Origin of the sequence: Chryseobacterium sp. X308 (assembly GCF_020733145.1) — a bacterium.
Taxonomy (GTDB): domain Bacteria; phylum Bacteroidota; class Bacteroidia; order Flavobacteriales; family Weeksellaceae; genus Chryseobacterium; species Chryseobacterium cupriresistens.
Genome location: NZ_JAJFZH010000001.1, coordinates 617117 through 639703 on the forward strand (window position 1 = coordinate 617117; position 22587 = coordinate 639703).

Here is a 22587-nt window from a genome sequence, read left to right on the forward strand (position 1 = left end):
TAAAATTGCTTACTTTTGATGTTAAAAATATACGGCTAATTTAACAAATGTTTTTAGAAAATACAATTAATCATTCCAAACAAAGTGGTTGGATGGAAGTAATTTGTGGCTCTATGTTTTCCGGTAAAACCGAGGAACTTATCCGCAGATTGCGAAGAGCGGAAATGGCAGGGCAGAATGTGGAAATTTTTAAACCAAAAATGGATGTACGGTATTCTGAAGAGGATGTAGTTTCCCATAATCAGAATAAAATCCGCAGTACAGCAGTAGAAAACCCTAATGAAATTCTTCTGCTGGCTTCCAATTGTGATGTAGTAGCTATTGATGAAGCTCAGTTTTTTGATGAAAGCATTGTTGATGTTGCCAACCAGCTCGCCAATAGCGGGATCAGAGTGGTTATTGCAGGATTGGATATGGACTTTTTAGGCCGTCCGTTCGGGCCAATGCCCAATTTGATGGCAACTGCAGAGTATGTTACAAAAGTGCATGCTATTTGTAAGAGAACCGGTAATCTTGCCAACTACTCGATGAGAACTTCACAGGGAGATAATCTTGTGGAACTGGGAGAAACAGAAAGTTATGAAGCAGTAAGCCGCCGTGTTTTTATTGACGAAGTACTTTCAAAAAGAAAATAATCGGATAAAGCAGACGACGAAATCACTAAATTGTAAAACTGTTTGCTATAAACCGTAAAATATATTCACTAATATAAAATGAAAAGCGAAAAAGCTACACTGTAAAATATTTAAAAAGGAAAAACCGGATGATGTCATAAATCTTAGCCCTTTTACTATTTTACCTTTTTGCCGTTTCGCTAAAAAAAGCAGAAAGGGTACCAATGAATTATACAGTACAACACATTGCAGGGATCACCAATTCACAGGTCATTGGTGACGGAAGTTTATTGATCAAAAATATAGCATACGACAGCAGGATTATTTATTCTATCAAGAATACGGCTTTCATTGCGATCAATACTCACAAAAATTCCGGTGAAAAATTTATTGAATCTGCAATGGACAGGGGAATCAATGTCATTATTTCTGAACATCATTATCCGGCGTTTGAAAATATAACCTGGATCATTGTTGAAAATTCTGTAGAGTTTCTTCAAAAGTTAGCAAAGTATCATTTCGAACATTCTCATCTACAATCCATCGGGATTACGGGAAGTAATGGTAAAACTATATTAAAAGAATGGCTCTATCAATGTCTGTGGAATGAATTTCCTACAGTGAAAAGCCCTAAAAGTTTTAATTCACAGATCGGTCTTCCGCTTTCTCTACTTCAAATCAACAATTCTCATCATCTGGGAATTTTTGAGGTGGGAATTTCAAAACCGGATGAAATGGAAAAACTTGAAAATATTTTCCACCCTCAGATCGGACTGCTCACGCATATCGGAACTGCTCACGCGGCCAACTTTTCTTCCGAGGAAGAATTAATTGATGAAAAAATTATTCTTTTCAAAAATTCTGAAGTCATCATTTATAATGGGGACAATGCTCTTGTTGATCAAAAAATTAAAAAATCCTATTCTGATAAAAAATTAATTGCTTACGGTTTTAAAAAAGAGAACCAGGTTTTCATCAAAAACAATATTTCCAAAGATGAAAACATCATTGTTGAATATTTGGGTGAAGAAATCAGTTTTCCGGTGCATCAGAGAGACGAAGCGACATTAACCAATGCTATGGCGCTTATCTCTGTGCTTAAGGAACTGAATATCGAAAATAAAAAGATCGTTGAAAAAATCAACCTTTTAAAAGCCGTTGAAATGAGGCTTGAAGCGATTGAAGGAATTAAAGGCAATATTATCATCAATGATTCTTTTAATCTGGACCTCGATTCTTTGAAGACTGCTCTCCAGTTTTTGAATGAATATAATAAATCTAAAAAATCTCTGGTCTTAACAGATATCGTTGGAGTGAATTCCAATGCCAAAGAATTATACGAGGAAGTTTCAGAATTGGTGAATGAACAGAATTTTGATTCTGTATTTCTGATCGGTGATGAAATTTCAAACTTCAGTGAATTATTTAAAGCTAAAACCTATACTTTTATTGATACTAAAGAGCTGATTGAAAGTAAGCATCTTAGTGACCTAGAAAATCAGATCATCTTACTCAAAGGAGCAAGGAAATTTGAGATTGAAAAACTGAAAGATATTCTTGAACTCAGAAAACATGATACAGTACTTGAAGTAAACCTTAATGCGATTCTTCACAATATCAACTATCATAAATCACTGCTGAAGCCGGGAACTAAAATGATGGCCATGGTAAAAGCCAATGCTTACGGTTTGGGAAGTTTTGAAGTATCAGAGTTCCTTCAGCACCATCATATAGATTACCTTGGAGTAGCCTATGCAGATGAAGGTGTAGAGCTCAGAAAAAAAGGGATCACTACTCCTATTATTGTGATGAATCCCGAGCAGCACAGTTATCAGACGATTATAGAATATAACCTGGAGCCGGAAATCTACAGTTTCAGAGTTCTGGAATTATTCTATGAAGCGGTTCAGAAATCCGGATATGATAAGAAATATCCAATCCATATCAAGCTGGAAACGGGAATGCACCGTCTTGGTTTTAAAGATTTTGAGCTGGATCAGTTAAGCGAAACTTTAAGCCAGAAAAATGTAAAGGTCCAAAGTATGTTCAGCCATTTATCATCTTCTGATATGCCTGAAGAAAAAGAATTTACTTTGAAACAGCTGGAGGTTTTCGAAAAAAATTCCGGCTATCTTATTGAAAAATTAGGTTACACTCCTATCCGCCACATCCTGAATTCAGCAGGAATCACGAGCTATAAAGATCATCAGCATGACATGGTAAGAATTGGTATTGGAATGCTGGGAGAATCAGCAGATGCTGAAATTCAGAAACAATTACGTTCTGTGGTAAGCTTTAAAACCGTAATTTCACAGATATCAACCGTTGAAAACGGGGAATCGGTAGGATACAGCAGAAGATATAAAGCAGATCATCCGACAAGAATTGCAACAATTCCTGTGGGATATGCGGATGGAATACCAAGACTGATCGGAAATCAGGTAGGAAATGTCGGAGTTAATAAAACACTGGCACCCATCGTTGGAAATATCTGTATGGATATGATGATGATCAATGTAGACCATATTCCCAGTGTAAAAGAAGGCGATACGGTAACTGTTTTCAACGCCCAACCAAGTTTAAAAGAATTCGCAGGCTACTGCAAAACGATAACCTATGAAGTATTAACCTCCATTTCACCTCGGGTGAAACGGATTTATATAAAAGATTAACTATGAGAAAACTCCTGATTCTGCTTTTCATATTCCCACTGTTATTGATCCATTCTCAGGTAAAAAAAAATCTGGTAATTCCGAAGAATCCAAAAATAGGCCTGTCGCTGGCCGGTGGTGGAGCCAAAGGATTTTCACATGTTGGAGTTCTTAAAGTATTGGATTCATTGGGAGTGAAAGTGGATTACATTTCCGGAACCAGTATGGGAGCCATTGTAGGCGGATTGTATGCCGCCGGCTATTCCGGAAAAGAAATAGAAAAAATAGTCATGGATACGGACTTCTATTCTCTGATTATGGATCCCAAGTCCCGGCAGGAAGCCAGCTTTTTCAACAAATCCGTAGACAAATATCTTTTATCCATTCCGCTTAAAAACGGAAAAATTACACTTCCCTCTTCCATCAGCACCGGCCAGAGAAACGTTTATCTTCTGAAAGAACTTTTCAAAAACGTTTCCAATATTGAAGACTTTTCTAAAATGCCTATTCCATTCCTATGTGTTGCTACCAATCTTGAAAGCGGAAATATGCAGATTTTTGAAAAAGGAGATCTTGTACAATCTATTATGGCAAGTTCTGCGTTTCCTTCTTTAATGGATCCAGTAAAAATTGGTGACAGCATTTATATAGACGGAGCAATGACGGTAAACTATCCGTCAAAGCCTCTAAAGGACAAAGGAATTGACATCGTCATTGGTGTGGACCTTAATCAGGATCTTTCGAAAAGAGAAGATTTAAACAATATTATAGCCATTCTGAACCAGGTCATAGATTTCGGTATCAAAAGAGATACCCGAAGACAATACAGATATACAGATATCAATATTAAACCCAATCTGAAAGGAATGTCTGCTACAAGCTACGATGATAAAAAGAAAATTCTGGACAGCGGATATGTGGAAGGGCTGAAATATTCCCAGGTATTAGACCAGTTGCCAAAGAGACCATTTGACCGTCTCAGACAACAGGTGAACCCTATATATTCCAATGTTTATAAAATAGACAGTATTTCCATTGAAGGAAGCAAAATTTATGGTAAAAACTACACGCTGGGAAAAATGGGATTACGCCTTCCCTCTTTGCAGACTTATGGAAGTATTAATAAAATGATAGATAAACTGGTTGCCACCAACAACTACAAATTTATCAATTATGATATCGTTCAGGAGAATGACGCAAACTATCTGAAGCTTTACGTGACTGAAGATGATGCCCGTCATTTTTTAAAATTCGGATTGCATTATGACGAAGTTTTTAAAACGGGACTTCTTTTGAATTATTCTGCAAAAAGGCTTTTATTCAAAAATTCAAACCTTTCAGTGGATCTCGTTGTAGGAGACCGTCTCAGATATTACCTTAATTATTTTGTAGATAACGGATACATTCCGGGAGTTGGACTCTATTCATCAGGAATGAGCTTTGATATAAAGAATGTAGATAATTATGTAGTAGACCGCTGGGAATGGATCAGAAATGAAGCTTATATACAGTCTACCTGGAAGGATAAATTTGCCATTGGCGGCGGTATCAGCCACGATTATTTTAAAGCAGAAAACAGCAATGGAGATAACAGGCGATACAGCCGTTTTCTGAACCCTTATGTTTTTATTAAGACCGACACTCAGGATGATAAGGAATTCCCTACAAAAGGGGTTTATTTTGCTGCAGAAGGAAAGGTTGTAGATCTTTTAAAGTCTGAAGTTGATAAAAGAATCATTCAGATCAAAGCGGACCTTAAACTTAATATTCCGCTTAGCAAACAATTCAGTTATCGTCTCAATCTGTTTGGAGGAGTTACTATCGGTGAAAACCTTCCTGCCTATTATCAATACAGATTAGGCGGAATTTTTGAGCAGAATCTCATCAATTTTAAAAGCTTTGGTGGATTTTATTTCGCCCAGTTGTATACAAACAATGTAATACTGGCGTCAAATGATGTTCAGTTTAAGTTTAATAAAAACTATTTTATCAGCGGAAACTTTACCTTTGCCAACTTATCAAACGATATTAAGTTTGAAGATGCAGTTAAAGTAAATTATAGCTCACTGGGAATTACAGCTGGTTACAAATCTCCTTTCGGACAGATAAAAGTAAACTTCAGCCACTCCCTAAAAAATAACCAAAAAGGTATATTCAGTGTTATTTTAGGACACTGGTTTTAAAAAAAATGATACAGTTCTTTTACGAAAACTTACCAGAGTCGGTAAGTACAGATTACAAAAAATGGCTGGAAGATCTTATTCTTTCAGAAGGAAAAAAACTAGGAGAAATCAATTACATTTTCTGTGATGACGAATATCTTCTTAAGATTAATCAGGATTATTTGCAGCATGATTATTATACAGATATCATCACTTTTGATTATGTAAAAGGTAAGACAATAAGCGCTGAGATTTTCGTATCTTTGCAGCGCATTTCTGATAACGCCTCTACCCTTTCCCGAGATTATGAAGAAGAATTAAGAAGGGTTTTAGCCCACGGTATTTTACATCTTGCAGGCTATAAAGATAAGACGGAAGAGGAAGAAAAAGAGATGCGGAGAATGGAAGATTTGTACCTGGATAAATACAGGGATTTAAAGTTTTAAAATTGAAGAATCACTTAAAGTCCCATATCTAAAGTACTCTATTCTAGTAACAATATAAGTTTACCTAGAGTGCATTCTCCAAAAATGTTTCACGTGAAACATTGGTTATAAAGATAAGGTTTAAAGCTTAAAACGAGCGAGATAAAAATGATTTCAGAAATATATGATGTAATAGTAGTAGGTGCAGGACACGCAGGTTGTGAGGCAGCAGCAGCAGCAGCTAACCTGGGTTCAAAAACACTGCTTATTACAATGAATATGCAGACCATCGGACAGATGAGTTGCAACCCGGCAATGGGCGGAATCGCAAAAGGACAGATCGTAAGAGAAATTGATGCAATGGGAGGATATTCCGGAATTGTGGCAGACAAATCTGCAATCCAATTCAAGATGCTTAATCTTTCAAAAGGTCCTGCGATGTGGTCTCCGAGAACCCAAAATGACAGAATGCTTTTTGCCGAAGAATGGCGCTTAGCATTAGAGAATACTCCCAATCTTGATTTCTTTCAGGATATGGTGAAACAACTGATTGTTGAAAATAATAAAGTAGCCGGAGTAGTTACTTCTTTAGGAATTGAGATTAAAGCAAAATCTGTAGTTCTTACAAACGGAACTTTTCTTAACGGATTAATCCACGTTGGAGATAAACAATTAGGAGGAGGAAGAATGGGTGAACCGAGAGCTTTTGGAATTACAGAACAACTGGTCACTTTAGGTTTCGAGGCAGGAAGAATGAAAACCGGTACTCCACCGAGAGTAGACGGAAGAAGTTTGGATTATTCAAAAATGGAAGAACAGAAAGGAGATGAAAATCCTCAAAAGTTCAGCTATCTTGATACACCAAAACTCACCAAACAATTAAGCTGTCATATCGTATATACTAATGAAACAGTACACGATATTTTAAGAGAAGGTTTTGACAGAAGTCCAATGTTTAATGGAACGATTCAAAGTTTAGGCCCAAGATACTGTCCAAGCATTGAAGATAAAATTAACCGTTTCGCAGAAAGAAACAGACACCAGCTTTTCGTAGAACCGGAAGGATGGAAAACTGTGGAAATCTATGTCAACGGATTCAGTTCTTCTCTCCCGGAAGATGTACAGATCAAAGCGATGAAACATATACCAGGATTTGAAAATGTAAAAGTTTTCCGTCCGGGTTACGCTATTGAATATGATTACTTCCCTCCTACCCAATTGAAACATACACTGGAAACTAAATTAATTGATAATTTATATTTCGCAGGACAGATTAACGGAACAACCGGATACGAAGAAGCAGCCGGCCAGGGATTAATTGCCGGAATCAATGCGCACAATAAAGTTCATGAGAAGGGAGATTTTATCTTAAACAGAGATGAAGCTTATATTGGAGTATTGATTGATGACCTAATTACAAAGGGAACTGAAGAACCTTACAGAATGTTTACTTCCCGTGCAGAATACAGACTTCTTTTAAGACAGGATAATGCCGATATCAGATTAACAGAGAAAGCATACCAGCTAGGCCTGGCAAAAGAAGACAGGTTAAGACGCGTCGAAACAAAAGTATCTGAAAGTCAATCACTTGAAGAGTTTCTTCGGGAAACTTCTTTAAAACCAGGCATTATCAACCCTGTCCTGGAATCTATTGAAAGCAGCCCAGTAGACCAAGCTTACAGAGCAGCTCAAATCCTAACCAGACCTAATATGACATTAGAAAAACTGGATGAAATTGATTTTATTAAAGAAGTTTCTACCCGATATAATGATGAAGTAAGAGAGCAGGCAGAGATCAATATTAAGTATAAAGGATATATTGAGAAAGAAAAAGAAAACGTTGCAAAGCTGAATCGTCTGGAAAATATTAAAATTCCTGAAGATTTCGATTATACAAAGCTTTCCAGTCTTTCTGCAGAAGCAAAACAGAAGATGTCTAATGTACGTCCGAAGACTATTGCACAAGCTGGAAGAATAAGCGGAGTTTCCCCTGCTGATATTAATGTTTTATTGGTTTACCTAGGGCGTTAAAAAAATGTTTCACGTGAAACATTAGAAAATAAAAACAAAAATTAAGGTATTTATAAGCGTAAAACACTTCTGAATATCTTAATTTTTTTATCATATAAAAGATATTTACTTCAATGAAAATAAAAGATCATTTTCTTTCACAGGAAATATTTGAAATTAAAGAAACAGAAACTAAAGGAGTTTTTAAAACTACTCCTATTCCATCCAATATTTCCAGATATTATGAAAGTGAAGATTATATTTCTCACCACCAGGATTCCGGAAGTTTAAAAGAGAAACTTTATAAATTTCTTCAGTCTTTTAATCTGCAGTATAAAAAAAATATACTGGTAGATAGAATAAAAAAAGGATCAAAAGTTTTGGACTATGGATGCGGCGCAGGAGAATTTGTAAAATATATTGAAAATGATTTTGAAACCTTTGGATTTGAACCGGATTCTGATGCCAGAAAAGCAGCACAGGGAAAAATAACCAAGGCTTCTATTTTAGATGATATTAACAAAATTGAGGAAAATACCTTAGATGCTATTACACTATGGCATGTATTTGAGCACATCGAGAATCAGGATGAAATGCTTGCTGTTTTTCATCAAAAATTAAAAGAAAAAGGAATACTTGTTATTGCAGTTCCTAACCCTACTTCCTATGATGCAAAACATTATAAAGAATATTGGGCCGCTTATGATGTTCCAAGACATATCTATCATTTTTCAAAGAAAGGTATGGAAAACCTGATTTCCAAAAATCCTGACTGGAAAATGAGAAAGATCAAACCTTTGGTTCTTGATTCATATTATATCTCTATGTTGAGCGAAAAATACAAAAAATCACCCTTATTTTGGCTAAAAGCAGTGATCTTTGGAACAATTTCCAACGTAAAGGCATTATTTTCGAACGAATTTTCAAGTTTGATATACATTATCGAAAAAAGATAGAAAATCGATTTTTGACCTATTTATGAAGGTCAATTTTCAGCAATTTTAAACTTAAAAACAAAAAACTCAGGATTTTTTCTTCTGAGTTTTATTTTTTTATATCTATTCAATTATTAATTTCTTTACCAACTTTAAATGCAATTTTTTAATCTGATTATCTTTATTAAAATTAACAGACCTATCCCCTACTCTATTTTTAAAATATTCAAAGAGAACAATCCAAAATCAATCTAAGTTGAAAATCATGTCAGAATATTATACAATCTTTCTACGGGCATTAAAAGAGAAAAAAATATAAAAAAACAAATTATGAAAATAAAATTCCCCCAAAAACAATAGTATTTCCTGCTAAAAATAAATCAGCATATAAATTCCCGAAAAAAAACAGAAAATCGATTTTAAAGGCATTTATGAAGGTCAATTTTTCAGCGTTTCAGGCAAAAATAAAAACCAGCAGTCAGACAAGACATTTATTTTTAAATTGATTCAAAAGATGTAGGAATTGAAAATAACAACTGCCCTACCCCACTCATCAAGAATAATGACAAAATATAAAAGTATCAGAAAACAATAAAGCGAGTTTGTAAAATTTTATCAGAAATTAATTCTTAAAAAATTTCAATGCTAAAAGTATTTCAAAAACTACCTAATTTTTTCTTACAATAATGTATCATACGAAAAGCGGGTAACTTGTTCATTTTATAATACTTAAGGAATAATCAAAGATAAATCAAACCATTTAAAAAACAAAATTAATAAGTTTATTTATTGAAATTCAATGAAATACAAAGTCTTCACACTTATATGAAATAAGTTAGATATAAAATATTGTTTTAAAATAACTATCAGATTGTTTTAATCAAGAAAGAAAAAGTAAATCTACCCTATTTCAAAAATAAAATCTATAAGTTCAGTAATTAGGTTATCTACACCTATGAAAAAACTACCTGGAAAAATAAATCTCAAAATAAAAAACGATCGAAACTGCTTTTAAAATAGAGATCTTCAACCAGGTAAAATTTACCAGAAAATTGATCAATAAAATTCATTAACCTTTCTACTATTTCAAAATTACAAAGCAAAAAAATGAGCCAATGATCTCCAAAAAGTCTGTTTAAAGAACAGAAAAAAACACTAAAATTACGGAGATATAAAGGAAGATTCTGATAAGAAAAAATACTTTAAAAGCTTAAACAGTTGAAAGAGAATTCAACATAATATCGTATAACTAAAAGTTATATCTAAAATACAATGGAAATACCGATCAATAAAGGATTTTCTATATATTTCAGAAATAAAAAAAGCCTGCTAATTAAATTAGCAAGCCTTACAATATCTTGTCTTTTCTATTAATTATTGATTGCTGCTACCCCTGGTAACTCAAGTCCTTCAAGACTTTCAAGCATTGCTCCACCGCCGGTAGAAACATAACTTACCTGATCAGCATATCCGAATTGCTTAACAAAAGCAACACTGTCACCTCCTCCAACTAAAGAGAAAGCACCAAGTCTTGTTGCTTCAGCAATACTCTCTCCTAAAGCAACTGTACCACCAGCAAAGTTTGACATTTCAAAAACCCCGATAGGACCGTTCCAAAGAATAGTTCTTGAATTCAACAATACATCATTAAACTGGTCTCTCGATTTGTGGCCGGCATCAAGTCCCATCCATCCTTCAGGGATTGCATAGATATCAGCCTCTTTTCTTTCCACATCATTACTAAAGCTTTCAGCAATGATAGCATCAGAAGGAAGATATACTTTTACTTTATGTTCTTTAGCTTTTCCTAAAATCTCAAGTGCTAAAGGAAGCTTATCTTCTTCTACAAGAGAATTACCAATTTTCCCTCCAAGTGCCTTAATAAAGGTAAATGCCATACCTCCACCAATGATCAGATTATCTACTGCAGGAAGTATATTTTCTATAATGGTAATTTTAGTTGAAACTTTAGAACCTCCTAAAATAGCTGTAACAGGTCTTTCACCACTTTTCAATACTTTATCGATAGCCTGAAGCTCTTTAGCCATTAGTAAACCGAAATATTTAGTTGATGGAAAATACTGAGCGATTACAGCTGTGGAAGCATGAGCTCTGTGTGCCGTACCAAATGCGTCATTTACATAAGCATCTCCTAACTTTGCAAGTTTCTCTGCAAATGCAGCATCTCCTTTTTCTTCTTCATTATGAAAACGTACATTTTCCAATAATAAGATTTCCCCCGGTTTTAGATCTGCAGCTGCCTGCTCTGCTTTCTCTCCGATACATTCATCCACAAACTTTACTTCCTGTCCTAAAACAGAAGAAACTTCGCCTACAATATGTTTAAGGGAAAATTCATCTTTAACCTCTCCCTTAGGTCTTCCAAGGTGTGTAATTAAGATGACAGAACCACCATCATTAAGGATTTTCTCCACTGTAGGTTTCACAGCAACAATTCTTGTATTGTCTGTCACTTTCAGTTGATCATCCTGCGGAACATTGAAGTCCACTCTTACCAGAGCCTTCTTATCTTTAAAATTAAGATCATTGATTGTTTTCATAAATAGATTTATTTTTTGCTAAGCCTTATGAGACCGTCCTGCAGAAATCCGTTTTAGCTTTTGGTAAAATCTCGCAAGAACAATTTCATAAATCTCATTGAATTTTTGTTTCACAAATGTAAGGTTTTAAACTTTTTCAACAGTTTGATTAAAATAAAAGTTTTCAAAAACTTTCCCCGAACCCAATCACCCATTAATCAACAATTTTTTCTCTTTTAAAAAAAGAATAATGTAGTTGTTGTTGAGTGTTGTGAATTTCGGGGATAAGTTTTATGATAATAATTGATAACATTCAACTTGTATCCAATTCATATTTAACTCACAATATAAATTCCTGTAAACCCGCTATTTCACACACTTATTAACAAATGTTGATAACTTTGAAATGAAGCCATTATTAGTTATTTTATTATGGAAAAATCTGGGGATAGCTGAAGAAAACATCTGGAAAGTTGTGGTAAAAATCTTCGGAAAGAATTTCTATTACGAAATAAATTGATCTTTAAAAATAGAAAGTTGAGAAAAGTTTTCCACAGTTATTCACATACCTTTTCACAATTAACTCAGGGTTTACTAACACGAATTGTTATTATTCTTACCTTTGTAAGGAAATAGAATCTAATAAAGCTTAATAAGAGTATTATGAAAAGAAAAATTGCGATCGCAGCGGACCATGCCGGCTATGAATATAAGGAGATTGTTAAGAACTACCTTTCAGAAAGGTTTGAAGTTCAGGATTTTGGAACGTTTTCCACAAACAGTGTGGATTATCCGGACTTTGTACACCCTGCTGCAACCTCTGTGGAAAACGGAGAAAATGAGCTGGGAATCCTGATCTGTGGAAGCGGAAACGGAGTTCAGATCACTGCGAACAAACACCAGAAAATAAGATGTGCTTTGTGCTGGATGCCGGAGATTGCAACACTGGCAAGACAGCATAATGATTCCAATATGATTTCACTGCCGGCAAGATTTATAGCTAAAGAACTGGCGCTGGAAATTGTAGATCAATTTCTTTCAACAGACTTCGAAGGTGGAAGACACCAGAACAGAGTTGACAAAATTGCATTTTGCTAAATAAATAAAATAAGGCTTGTAAATCACTTTGCAAGCCTTATTTATTTTTTATTCGTACATTTGCAGTGTCCGATAGAAATTTATACTCTATTTTTCTCCAAAGCCTTTCTTATATTTGAAATATATTAATAGAAGGTTTTTCTCTTTTCTTCTCCAGAATTGTATTAAATTTATACAAAACTAAAGCTCCCGTTGTAAGTAAACTGAAAGATAATTTCTGATGATTTACGAAAAGATTCTAATGATGAAATTGAATGACCTTATACAAAAGGAACGAATAAGGAAGATTTAGAAAATGGTCTTAGTTGAGAAAGATCAAAACAATTAAAAGAAAATTAAAATGCCAAAAAAAAGAAAATATATAAGTCATAAAAATGATTTAAAAATGATGGAGATCGGAAGAATGATCCTCCGTTTTATGAATGCAAATTCATCCAAAATTTATAATTATAAGCAGATCGCTGACGGAATAGATTACAAAAATCCAAGACAAAGAGAACTTGTGATCCAGGCACTGCACAAACTTCAGGGATCTGAAAAGATCAAAGAAGTAGAAAAAGGAAAGTATATCGTGAACCTGAAAATCGCAGGAACGCTTACCGGAACTATTGATTTCAACCAAAGTGGAAATGCTTATGTAAGTGTGGAAGGATTGGAAGATGATGTCTTCGTTCATTCCAAAAATGTGAAGGATGCGCTGCAGGGAGATAAGGTTCTTATTATAACTTATCATTATAAAGGAAAGAAGCTGGAAGGCTCTGTCCTGGAAGTTTTGGAGCGTACCAGAACGGAATTTGTAGGAACATTTCAGAAGGTTACCCACAAGGAATTTGGATTTGTGGTTTGTGATAAAAAAACAATCAACACAGATATCTTTATTCCGAAAGGAAAGTTCAACAATGCTGAAGATGGTGATAAGGTCATTGTAAAAATGACAGAATGGAGGCCGGGTGACAAAAATCCGGAAGGAGAGATCATTCAGGTGCTGGGTGCTCCGGGAGAACATGAAACAGAAATCCACTCTATTCTTGCAGAATATGGTCTTCCTTATGAGTTTCCACCGGAAGTAGAAGTAGACGCAGATAAAATCGACAGAAGCATCACAGATGAAGAAGTTGCAAAACGATGGGATATGCGTAGTATCTGTACGTTTACGATCGACCCTAAGGATGCGAAGGATTTTGATGATGCTTTATCCATAAGAAAGCTGGAAAACGGAAACTGGGAAATCGGGGTTCATATTGCAGACGTATCCCATTATGTAGTTCCGGGAACTATTCTGGATGATGAAGCTTATCAGAGAGCCACTTCGGTATATCTTGTTGACAGGGTTGTGCCGATGCTGCCGGAAGTATTGAGTAATGATGTCTGTTCACTTCGTCCACATGAAGATAAATATACTTTTTCTGCAGTTTTTGAACTGAATGATAATGCTGAAATTCAAAAGCAGTGGTTCGGAAGAACAGTAATCCACTCAGACAGAAGATTTACTTATGAGGAAGCGCAGGAGCGTATCGAAACCGGACAGGGAGATCTGGCTGAAGAGATCAATACACTTGATAAGCTGGCCAAAATAATGCGTCATGAACGTGTCAGAAAAGGAGCCATTACTTTTGACAGAAGTGAAGTAAGATTCAATCTTGATGAAAATAATGAGCCGGTTGGGGTTTACTTTAAAATCAGTAAAGATTCCAACCACCTGATCGAGGAATTCATGCTTTTAGCCAATAAAAAAGTATCAGAATTTGTATCCCTTTCAAGAAAAGGTGAGATCACCAATAATACATTTATTTACAGGGTACACGATGATCCGGATCCTGCAAAGCTGGAATCGTTGAGAGACTTCGTTGCTACTTTCGGATATAAAATGGATTTGGCCAATACCAAAAAAGTGGCTGCGTCTTTGAATAAACTTCTTCATGATGTAAAAGGAAAAGGGGAAGAAAATATGATTGAAACCCTTGCGATGAGAAGTATGAGTAAGGCGGTATACTCTACGGAACCAATCGGCCACTATGGTTTAGGTTTTGAGTATTACAGTCACTTCACCTCTCCTATCCGTCGTTATCCGGATTTGCTGGCACACCGTCTTCTTCAGCATTATCTGGACGGAGGAAAATCTCCAAACAGAGGTGAGCTTGAAGAAAAAGCAAAACACTGCAGTGCTATGGAAAGACTGGCAGCTGATGCGGAAAGAGATTCCATTAAGTACATGCAGGTGAAATTCATGGAAAAACATCTGGGAGAAACATTCAGAGGAGTGATTTCCGGAGTGGCAGAGTTTGGTTTCTGGGTTGAAATTCCTGAGAATGGTGCCGAAGGTTTGATCAAGTTAAGAGATCTTGTGGATGATTCCTATATGTATGATGCGAAAACCCATGCTGTATACGGAATAAGACATGGAAATAAATACCAGCTTGGAGATGAAGTTCAGATTAAAGTGGTGAAAGCCAATCTGATTCAGAAGCAGCTTGACTTCCAGATTGTGAAGTAATGACGAGAATAGATAAATACATTGTATTTAGTATTTTAAATGTAATATTATTGATAACAGTAATTTTTAACACTGTTATCAATTTTTATCTTTTTGTCCTTGCTATAATCGTCCTTGTATTCATATGTAATATTTTAATCAAAAGAAATATTATTAATATTGATAAACAAGGAAAAAAATACTTTTTTGCAGTTACATTTCCACAGATAGTCAATGCATTTTTTTTGATCAATTATATTACAGGAATGAATCCTACAAAAGAAACATATTGTTTCAGATGTATGGTTTCGGAGGTTGGGAGTGTACGCAGCCATCAGAAAGGTAAAACAACTTACGTTTATTTGAGTGGAAACGCCTATGAATATTCTTATATGACAAGGAGTTTTTTGATTGATTATAAAAGAATGCTGTTTAAGAATCAGATTATTTATACCTTTGAAAGAGGTATTTTTGGTCTTAAAATCAGAAAAGATTTCGAATTTGTTTTTAATGAAAACTGTTTGGAAAAATAAAAAAGATTGCTGAACACATTCAGTAAAACCGTAATATAAAAGAGGTTGTTCCAAATGGAATGACCTTTTATTTTTTTGTGATAAAATAAAATAAACAGTCCTCCCCTGCTCCGTCAAAAATTTAAGATTAAACTCTTATTAAAATCCGATTGATATATCACAACTTTATTGAATAATTAAATCATAAAGTCTAACTTTGTATTAAACGAAATGAATTTTATTCATTTTAAAACACTACTTAATGCTAGAACTTGTACTATCTGCCGTCATATTAGGATTTATGCTAAGCCTGGTTTTCATAGGACCTATTTTTTTCCTGCTTATTGAAACCAGCTTTTCCAGAGGCCCCAGACATGCCTTGTCACTGGATCTTGGCGTCATTACAGCAGATTTATTATGCATTGTAGCAGCCTATTATGCCAGTACAGATATTGTAACGTTAATAGATAAACATCCGGGATTCTACAGGATCACTTCTATTCTTATTTTTGTCTACGGGATTGTGATGCTGGTTACCAAAACCAAAATGCATATGCCCGGCGAAGAAAGGATTATTGGACAGAATTATATCAAGACATTTTTCAATGGTTTTTTCTTTAACCTTCTCAATGTGGGAGTCATTCTTTTCTGGCTGGTAACGGTAATTTCTGTAAGGAATCAATATCCGGACACCAGCAGTTTTGTTTTATACATAAGCATAGTTCTGGCCACTTACCTTTCTATAGATCTTGCCAAGATATTTCTTGCCAAGCAGTTTCATGATAAATTAACACAAAAACTGGCCAACCAGATCAGAAGAGTTGTTGGCTGTATTCTCATTATCTTCAGTTTCTTTATTTTCCTGCAGAGTTTCAAAAAATTCAATCAGTTTGAAAGACAACTGGAGGAAGCAGAAAAGAAAGAAGTAAAATATCAAAAAGCAAAATGAAAAAAATGATCTTTCCAAAGTCTCTTAAAAAAGGAGACAAAATAGCTGTTATTTCCCCTGCAGGAGCTGTAGATGCCACTCAACTGGAAAAGGGAATAGAAATGATTAAAAGCAGAGGTTTTGAACCCGTTCTCGGAGAACATCTCTACACCAAATTTTCAAACGGATATAATTATGCCGGAACAGAAAAGGAAAGAGCAAAAGATATCAACTGGGCTTTTAACGATAAGGAAATAAAAGCTGTATGGGCTTCCAGAGGAGGCTACGGTTGCCAGCATCTGATTCAGCATCTGAAGCTTAAAAATTTCTCAGAAAACCCGAAATGGTATATTGGATATTCCGATAATACAGTTATCCAAAGTTATCTGGTGAAAAAAGGTTTTGTTTCCATCCATGGACAAACCATCAAAACATCCAGCTTTGGAGTTACTGATGAAAGTTATGATCTTATTTTCGATATCCTGAAAGGGAAAAAGCCAAAATACAGCCTTAAATCTCACCCATTCAATAAAAAAGGGAATATTCAGGGAGAACTGGTTGGAGGGAATTTAGCCCTTATCTATGCCCTTCTTGGAACCAGATATTCATTTGACTTTAAAGACAAGATTCTGTTTATTGAAGATATCGGAGAAAACTTCTATGCACTGGACCGTATGATCATGAGTCTGGAGCTGGCAGGTGTTTTCAATAAAATCAAAGGATTAATCGTAGGCGGAATGACCAATATGGGTGATGAAAAGGAAAATCAAAGCTATGAAGATAGCTTTGATGAGTTCGTATATAAGCTTATTTCTGACAGAATTTCAAAGTATAAATTTCCAGTAGTATTTGCTTTCCCGAATGGACATATTAAGGACAACAGGCCCCTTTTAATCGGTGCCAACGTGAAAATGAAAGTGGATGCTAATGTAAAAATAGATTTTTAAGGCACCACTACTCTCCTATCTCCAAACTCTTAACTATACACTATGGCTCATCACAATGATTTTGGAAAAATAGCAGAGAATCTCGCTGCTGATTATCTTCAGAAAAACGGCTATACCATTAAGGCCAGAAACTTTCGTTTTAAGCAAAACGAAATTGATATCATTGCTGAGAAAGATAATCTGATTATTATCGTGGAAGTGAAAGCAAGATCCACCGATGCGTTCATCCTTCCTCAGGAAGCTGTAACCAAAACAAAGATAAAATCTATTGTTTCTGCAGCTAATCATTATCTGGAGGAATGTAATAACGATCAGGAAGCCAGGTTTGACATTATTTCTGTTCTTCCCGATGAAAATAAAAATTTAGTAATTGACCATATCAAAGATGCTTTTCAGTCTTTTGATGCGAATTAATATCAATACAACAATGTTTGAATGTAACAGAATCATGACATTGATAGAGGAGTGCATTCGGACATTTAACAACCAATTTTATGAAGACAATATTGATCACCGGTGCAACTTCCGGTATAGGTAAAGCCACTGCAGAACTTCTTGCAAAGCAAGGAAACAGAATTATTATTTGTGGAAGGAGAAGTGAGGTGCTGGAATCTGTAAAAACAGAACTTTCCCAACACACCGAAATATTTAGTTTAATATTTGATGTAAGGAATCTTGAAGAAGTGGAAGCGGCCATTAATTCCCTTCCTGAGAACTGGAAAGATATTGATGTTCTGATTAATAATGCTGGCAATGCTCATGGGTTGGATCCTCTCTCTGCTGGTAAGACGGATGACTGGGATTCTATGATTGACGGAAATGTGAAAGGATTACTGTATGTTTCCAAAATGATTATTCCGGCGATGAAAACTAAAAATTTAGGTCATGTTGTGAACATCAGTTCTGTAGCAGCAAGACAAACTTATGCGAATGGAGTAGTGTACTGTGCAACAAAGAAAGCAGTAGACGTTATTTCGGAAGGAATGAGACTGGAGCTTACCGAATTTGGAATCAAAGTAACCAATATCCAGCCGGGAGCTGTAGAAACCGACTTCTCTCTGGTAAGGTTCAAAGGCGACAGTGAAAAGGCTTCAACGGTGTATGCAGGCTATGATGCCCTGAAAGCGGAAGATATTGCTGATGCCATTGCTTACTGTGTAAATGCTCCGAAACACGTTACTATTTCAGATATGACTATCTATCCGAGTGCTCAGGCTGAGCCAAGAACGATTTATAGAAAATAGTCCAAAATAATGGAGTAAATTTGCACAAAATTAAATGCGATTTTGCTTTTGCAATTTTGCTGTTTAGCTTAAAATAAAAAAATGAAAATTCTATATCTGGAAACATCATCGAAAAACTGTTCAGTAGCCATATCAGACAATGAGAAGTTATTGTGCCTTTGTGAAGAAGTTTCTGAAAACTATAAACAGTCTGAAAGCCTTCACACTTACGTAGAATGGGCATTGGAAGGAGCGGGGATTACGCTTAAAGATATCGAAGCTGTTTCTTTAGGAAAAGGCCCCGGATCTTATACCGGCCTACGAATCGGAGCAGCCTCTGCAAAAGGGTTTTGTTATGGACTCAGAGTGCCTCTGGTAGCAGTGAATTCTCTTGAAAGCATGATAGAGCCTTTTTTAGGCGGTAACTATGACTTTGTTATCCCTTTGATCGATGCAAGGAGAATGGAGGTTTATACGGCCGTTTATGACGGCAAAACAGGAAAAGAATTATCCGGGACTGAAGCCAAGATTCTGGATGAAAAATCTTTTGAAGAATTTAAAGATAAAAAAGTATTGTTTATAGGGGATGGCGCTAAAAAAGCAAAAGAGATTCTGGATCTTCCGGATGCAGTTTTTAATGAAAACGTTTATCCGTCTTCCCAATATCTGATCAGAAAGACGCTGGAAAAAATAGAAAATAAAGAATTTGAAGATATGGCTTATTTCGAGCCTTTTTATCTGAAGGACTTTCACGGAGTAAAGAAAAAGAAAAGCGAAGAATAATCTTCGCTTTTTTATTTTATTGAGGCCTTGGCGGGATCTTTGAACCCGATTTTGTTTCGTTTGGTTGTTTAGGACTTTGCTGTGGAGCAGTATTCGTATTAATGTTCTGCATCGTATCCAGCTTCTGTACTTTTCCGCTGTTCATTTGTGGAACTCCCGTATTCTGGCTGCTAGGCTGTATTGGTGCTCCTGACGGCTGCTGAGGAATAGAATTTCCTTTATTATCCGTTGCCTGGAAGCTCAAATCACTTTTCAGGTAATTCAGCATTTCTTTGGCTCGTATGCCTTCAGGTGTCTTGGAATAATTCAGGGCAATCTGTTCAAGCTGCAGAATCATAACTTCCTTTCCACTTGATTTTCCTGCATTGAAAGCATTCAAAAGATATAATTTAGGAACCAGAGCATCTTTCGGAAACTTCTGAATCGTCTGATCTATAATATCTTTACTTTCCACAAATTTTTCTGATTCAAATAGCGCATATGCCTTCTTATATTCGTTTTCAACTTCTTCGGTTGATTTTACAAATGATTTATTCTTAGGGTTTCTTGCAAATTCTGCATAAGAAGTATATGGATAATCTGCCAGGAGAATTTGTTTTGCTCTTTCAGAAGCTTGTGGATTTTTCTCATAATTCATGGCAAAAATCTCATACAATGCCTGTAACATCACTTTTTCTTCCGGCTTTACATCAACAAGATCATAAAGCGTTTTCGTGGCCAGTGGAGTATTGGTAAAATAATTCTGATACATAATTCCCAGACCTAATGAAGCGGTATCTCTGTCCTTTTTTAACTGAGATAATTTCCCCTGATCCGTAGGAATCTGTTCAATATAGTACGCAGGCTCAAAACGTCTTGGATTAGGCGCTGAGGTTACTCCCAACGCTTCATTTTTCATATCTTCAATAGACGCCATTTTCTTGGAAGAACGCCAGTTATCAGCCAGGGCACGGTCTCCCCAGATCTGCTTAAATGAAGAGGTTCCTTTGCTTACCGTTCCTGAATTGCTGAAATAAAAACCTTTTGTAGTGACTCCAAAGTCTTCAAAAGAATTGCCGCTATTGGCAAAAATAGAATTGGCACTGTAATCTCCGGTATCAAAACCTTTACTTCTTTCCGCACGTCTTCTTTCCTGTTCCTCTTTCTCTTCTTTAATCTTTAATTTGGCAATATATTTTGTGAAGTAGTCTGTTTTCTGAGCATCATTCATTTTTGCCAGAGAAAGAATACTGTCATTCTTTTTGATCAGATAGTAGTTTTTGGAAATCTTTTTAATGTATTCAGACTGGTCTTTTAACAGTATTTTTGAAGGCTCATAAGTCATTACAGCAAGTGCAGAATCATAATAACTTCCAGCTCCGATATAATCATTCTTATCAAGATAGCTTTTTCCTATTTCATAGTAAGCCAATCCACGAATCTGAGGATCAGAAACCTTTTCAAACAGCGATTTTCTGAAGAATTGCTGAGCTTCATCCTTTTTGCCTGCTTTATTGGCCATTAATCCTAAGGCATAATAAAATTCGTTCTTTCTGGAACCATACATCCCTTTTCTACTGATTCCTTCCAGGTAATTTTTTGCTCCTGCATAATCACCTTTACCGTTAAAAGTTTTGGCGATGGCAACCTGAGATTTTACTTCAAATTCAAAATCGCTGGCATATTTATACGCTGCAGCATAGCTTTCTCTTGCTTTATCATTCTGATTCAGATTTTCCAGAACCTGGCCTCTCAGATAAGCGATTCTGCTTTTCAGTTTTCTGTTGCTGTTCAGTTCAAAAGCATTATCAAGTTCTTTGGCGGCCTCTTCTTTCTTCCCGGCATCAAGCAAAGATTCAGAATAGTAAATGCTAAGCAGTTTCGCATAGCTTTTACTGATATCTTCACTTTTCAGTTTCGCAAATGTTTCATGCGCTCTGTGATAATCTTTGATCTGATCATAAGCAAGACCCTGATAAATCCTTGCAAGTGCAATTCTCTTATCATCTTTCATACGGGTGAAGACATAATTGAGAGCATCCAGGGCCTCCAGAGATTTACCACGGTAAATTCTTGCCTGCGCAAGGATCATGTAGGCATCAAAAATCTGCTTGTTTTTCTCTTCACCATTTCTGGTTACAGAATATTTATTAATTGCTTTTAAAGCTTTAGCTTCTGCAATTTCCAGAGTAGTGGCTCCTTTATTCTCTTCTCCGTCAGGTCTTGAAGGACCGTTTCCCTGAGGTCCGCCGGGAATATTCGGAATTCCTGAATTGCCTCTTCCTGAAGGTCTGTTGGCTACTTCTGCCATCTTCATAGAGTTTTCTGCAAAAGCTTCAGTCTGCCCTAGATCACTGCCCAAAGGCTGTTCTTCGTAAGTCAGAATAGGAATATAGGGAGCATAGAAATTGTCTTTATGCCCTTTATCTCTGGCTGTAAACTCACTGTTTAACGCATCTTTTGCATTAAAGAGAGTGTTGTAATATGTGGAAAATCCTTTCAATACTCTTGAACGCTGCTCCGGCTTTTTTGTTTTGGTAGCACAGGAAGCAACAAGACATATGACTAAAAGGAATAATATATTCTTTTTCATTATTCAATATAACTCGCTAATCTGCTTTTTATTATCAGCAGTTTGATGATTTTGTAAAAATAATAAAATTTTATAATGAATAATATTTATATTTCTGGTGGAAATATTTTATTTCTTCTTTAATGGGAGTTTTGAACCTGATAATCTTTTAAATCAGAGAAGATTCTTTCAGGATTTTATAAACAAGATGGGTAGGAAGCCCCATAATGGTATAATAACTTCCGGTAAGACTTGTGATCTTTGCCATTCCCAGCCATTCCTGGACACCATAACTTCCGGCTTTGTCGAAAGGCTTATAGTTCTGAATATAATAGTTTATTTCTTCATCCGAAAGCTTGTCCAGAGTAACATCAGCCACATCGGTTTCAGTGATCGATTTTCTGGCGGTTTTGATGGTAATTCCCGTATACACCTGATGCGTTCTTCCTGAAAGGTTTTGAAGCATTTTAAAGGCATCCGCTTCATCTTTAGGTTTACCAAGGATCTGATTGTCGATAGCAACTACCGTATCGGCAGTCAGAAGTACTTCATCTTCCTCCAGACGTCTGAAAGCATCTGCTTTTAAGTCAGAAAGATAAGCGGCAGCTTTCTGTATTTTGATATTTTCCGGAATAATTTCTTCACAGTCTATTTTTACGACTTCAAATTCAAAACCAAGGCTGGAAAGAAGCTCTTTTCTTCTTGGGGATTGTGATGCTAAAAGTAATTTCATAC

Annotated in this window: 17 protein-coding genes; 14 read left to right on the forward strand and 3 right to left on the reverse strand. The window is 35.7% G+C overall.

The genetic code is table 11. The annotated features are described in order from the left end of the window. Positions 1 to 47: 47 nt before the first annotated feature. The 6 genes from LIV57_RS02840 (at position 48) to LIV57_RS02865 (ending at position 8818) form a co-directional block, all read left to right on the forward strand. A complete protein-coding gene (locus LIV57_RS02840; protein ID WP_062672824.1) occupies positions 48 to 635 on the forward strand; it encodes a thymidine kinase in 588 nt (195 codons plus the stop codon). A 203-nt stretch (positions 636 to 838) separates the two neighbouring features. Beyond that, complete coding sequence (locus tag LIV57_RS02845) at positions 839 to 3286, forward strand: bifunctional UDP-N-acetylmuramoyl-tripeptide:D-alanyl-D-alanine ligase/alanine racemase (protein ID WP_227941334.1); 2448 nt, start codon at positions 839 to 841, stop codon at positions 3284 to 3286. 2 nt (positions 3287 to 3288) lie between these two features. After that, entirely contained in the window at positions 3289 to 5448 is a 2160-nt protein-coding gene (locus LIV57_RS02850) for a patatin-like phospholipase family protein (protein WP_227941335.1), read from the forward strand. Positions 5449 to 5453: 5 nt separating this feature from the next. Continuing rightward, positions 5454 to 5873 carry an rRNA maturation RNase YbeY gene (gene ybeY, locus LIV57_RS02855; protein ID WP_034694045.1) on the forward strand — a complete coding sequence of 140 codons (420 nt, stop codon included), beginning with the start codon at positions 5454 to 5456 and terminating at the stop codon, positions 5871 to 5873. Between the two features lie 147 nt (positions 5874 to 6020). Next, positions 6021 to 7883 (forward strand): tRNA uridine-5-carboxymethylaminomethyl(34) synthesis enzyme MnmG, encoded by a 1863-nt coding sequence (gene mnmG, locus LIV57_RS02860; RefSeq protein ID WP_227941336.1) that lies wholly within the window; start codon positions 6021 to 6023, stop codon positions 7881 to 7883. A 113-nt stretch (positions 7884 to 7996) separates the two neighbouring features. Further along, positions 7997 to 8818: a class I SAM-dependent methyltransferase gene (locus LIV57_RS02865; RefSeq protein ID WP_227941337.1), complete on the forward strand. Its 822-nt coding sequence runs from the start codon at positions 7997 to 7999 to the stop codon at positions 8816 to 8818. 1349 nt (positions 8819 to 10167) lie between these two features. Here the strand turns inward: LIV57_RS02865 and LIV57_RS02870 are convergent. Continuing rightward, positions 10168 to 11358 (reverse strand): phosphoglycerate kinase, encoded by a 1191-nt coding sequence (locus LIV57_RS02870; RefSeq protein ID WP_202842158.1) that lies wholly within the window; start codon positions 11356 to 11358, stop codon positions 10168 to 10170. A 642-nt stretch (positions 11359 to 12000) separates the two neighbouring features. On the opposite strand from LIV57_RS02870, the gene rpiB reads away from it, so the two are divergent. The 8 genes from rpiB (at position 12001) to tsaB (ending at position 19301) form a co-directional block, all read left to right on the forward strand. Further along, the gene (rpiB, locus tag LIV57_RS02875; RefSeq protein WP_227941338.1) at positions 12001 to 12435 is read left to right on the forward strand and encodes a ribose 5-phosphate isomerase B; all 435 of its coding nucleotides are present in this window, start codon (positions 12001 to 12003) and stop codon (positions 12433 to 12435) included. 340 nt (positions 12436 to 12775) lie between these two features. Then, positions 12776 to 14929, forward strand: a complete 2154-nt coding sequence (rnr, locus tag LIV57_RS02880; protein WP_227941339.1) for a ribonuclease R — start codon at positions 12776 to 12778, stop codon at positions 14927 to 14929. A 245-nt stretch (positions 14930 to 15174) separates the two neighbouring features. Then, a complete protein-coding gene (locus tag LIV57_RS02885) occupies positions 15175 to 15441 on the forward strand; it encodes a hypothetical protein (protein WP_227941340.1) in 267 nt (88 codons plus the stop codon). A 241-nt stretch (positions 15442 to 15682) separates the two neighbouring features. Beyond that, the gene (locus LIV57_RS02890) at positions 15683 to 16369 is read left to right on the forward strand and encodes a LysE family translocator (protein WP_202842164.1); all 687 of its coding nucleotides are present in this window, start codon (positions 15683 to 15685) and stop codon (positions 16367 to 16369) included. Continuing rightward, complete coding sequence (locus LIV57_RS02895) at positions 16366 to 17295, forward strand: LD-carboxypeptidase (protein ID WP_227941341.1); 930 nt, start codon at positions 16366 to 16368, stop codon at positions 17293 to 17295. The genes LIV57_RS02890 and LIV57_RS02895 overlap by 4 nt, the downstream gene beginning before the upstream one ends. Positions 17296 to 17337: 42 nt before the next feature. Further along, positions 17338 to 17709: a YraN family protein gene (locus LIV57_RS02900; protein ID WP_227941342.1), complete on the forward strand. Its 372-nt coding sequence runs from the start codon at positions 17338 to 17340 to the stop codon at positions 17707 to 17709. Between the two features lie 80 nt (positions 17710 to 17789). Next, positions 17790 to 18539 carry an SDR family NAD(P)-dependent oxidoreductase gene (locus LIV57_RS02905; protein ID WP_227941343.1) on the forward strand — a complete coding sequence of 250 codons (750 nt, stop codon included), beginning with the start codon at positions 17790 to 17792 and terminating at the stop codon, positions 18537 to 18539. Between the two features lie 81 nt (positions 18540 to 18620). Next, the gene (tsaB, locus tag LIV57_RS02910; RefSeq protein WP_227941344.1) at positions 18621 to 19301 is read left to right on the forward strand and encodes a tRNA (adenosine(37)-N6)-threonylcarbamoyltransferase complex dimerization subunit type 1 TsaB; all 681 of its coding nucleotides are present in this window, start codon (positions 18621 to 18623) and stop codon (positions 19299 to 19301) included. Between the two features lie 16 nt (positions 19302 to 19317). On the opposite strand, the gene LIV57_RS02915 is transcribed toward tsaB, so the two are convergent. Together LIV57_RS02915 and LIV57_RS02920 are read right to left on the reverse strand one after the other, a co-directional pair. Continuing rightward, a complete protein-coding gene (locus LIV57_RS02915) occupies positions 19318 to 21873 on the reverse strand; it encodes a tetratricopeptide repeat protein (RefSeq protein WP_227941345.1) in 2556 nt (851 codons plus the stop codon). Between the two features lie 148 nt (positions 21874 to 22021). Continuing rightward, the gene (locus LIV57_RS02920) at positions 22022 to 22585 is read right to left on the reverse strand and encodes a Maf family protein (protein ID WP_227941346.1); all 564 of its coding nucleotides are present in this window, start codon (positions 22583 to 22585) and stop codon (positions 22022 to 22024) included. Between the last annotated feature and the right edge of the window lie 2 nt (positions 22586 to 22587).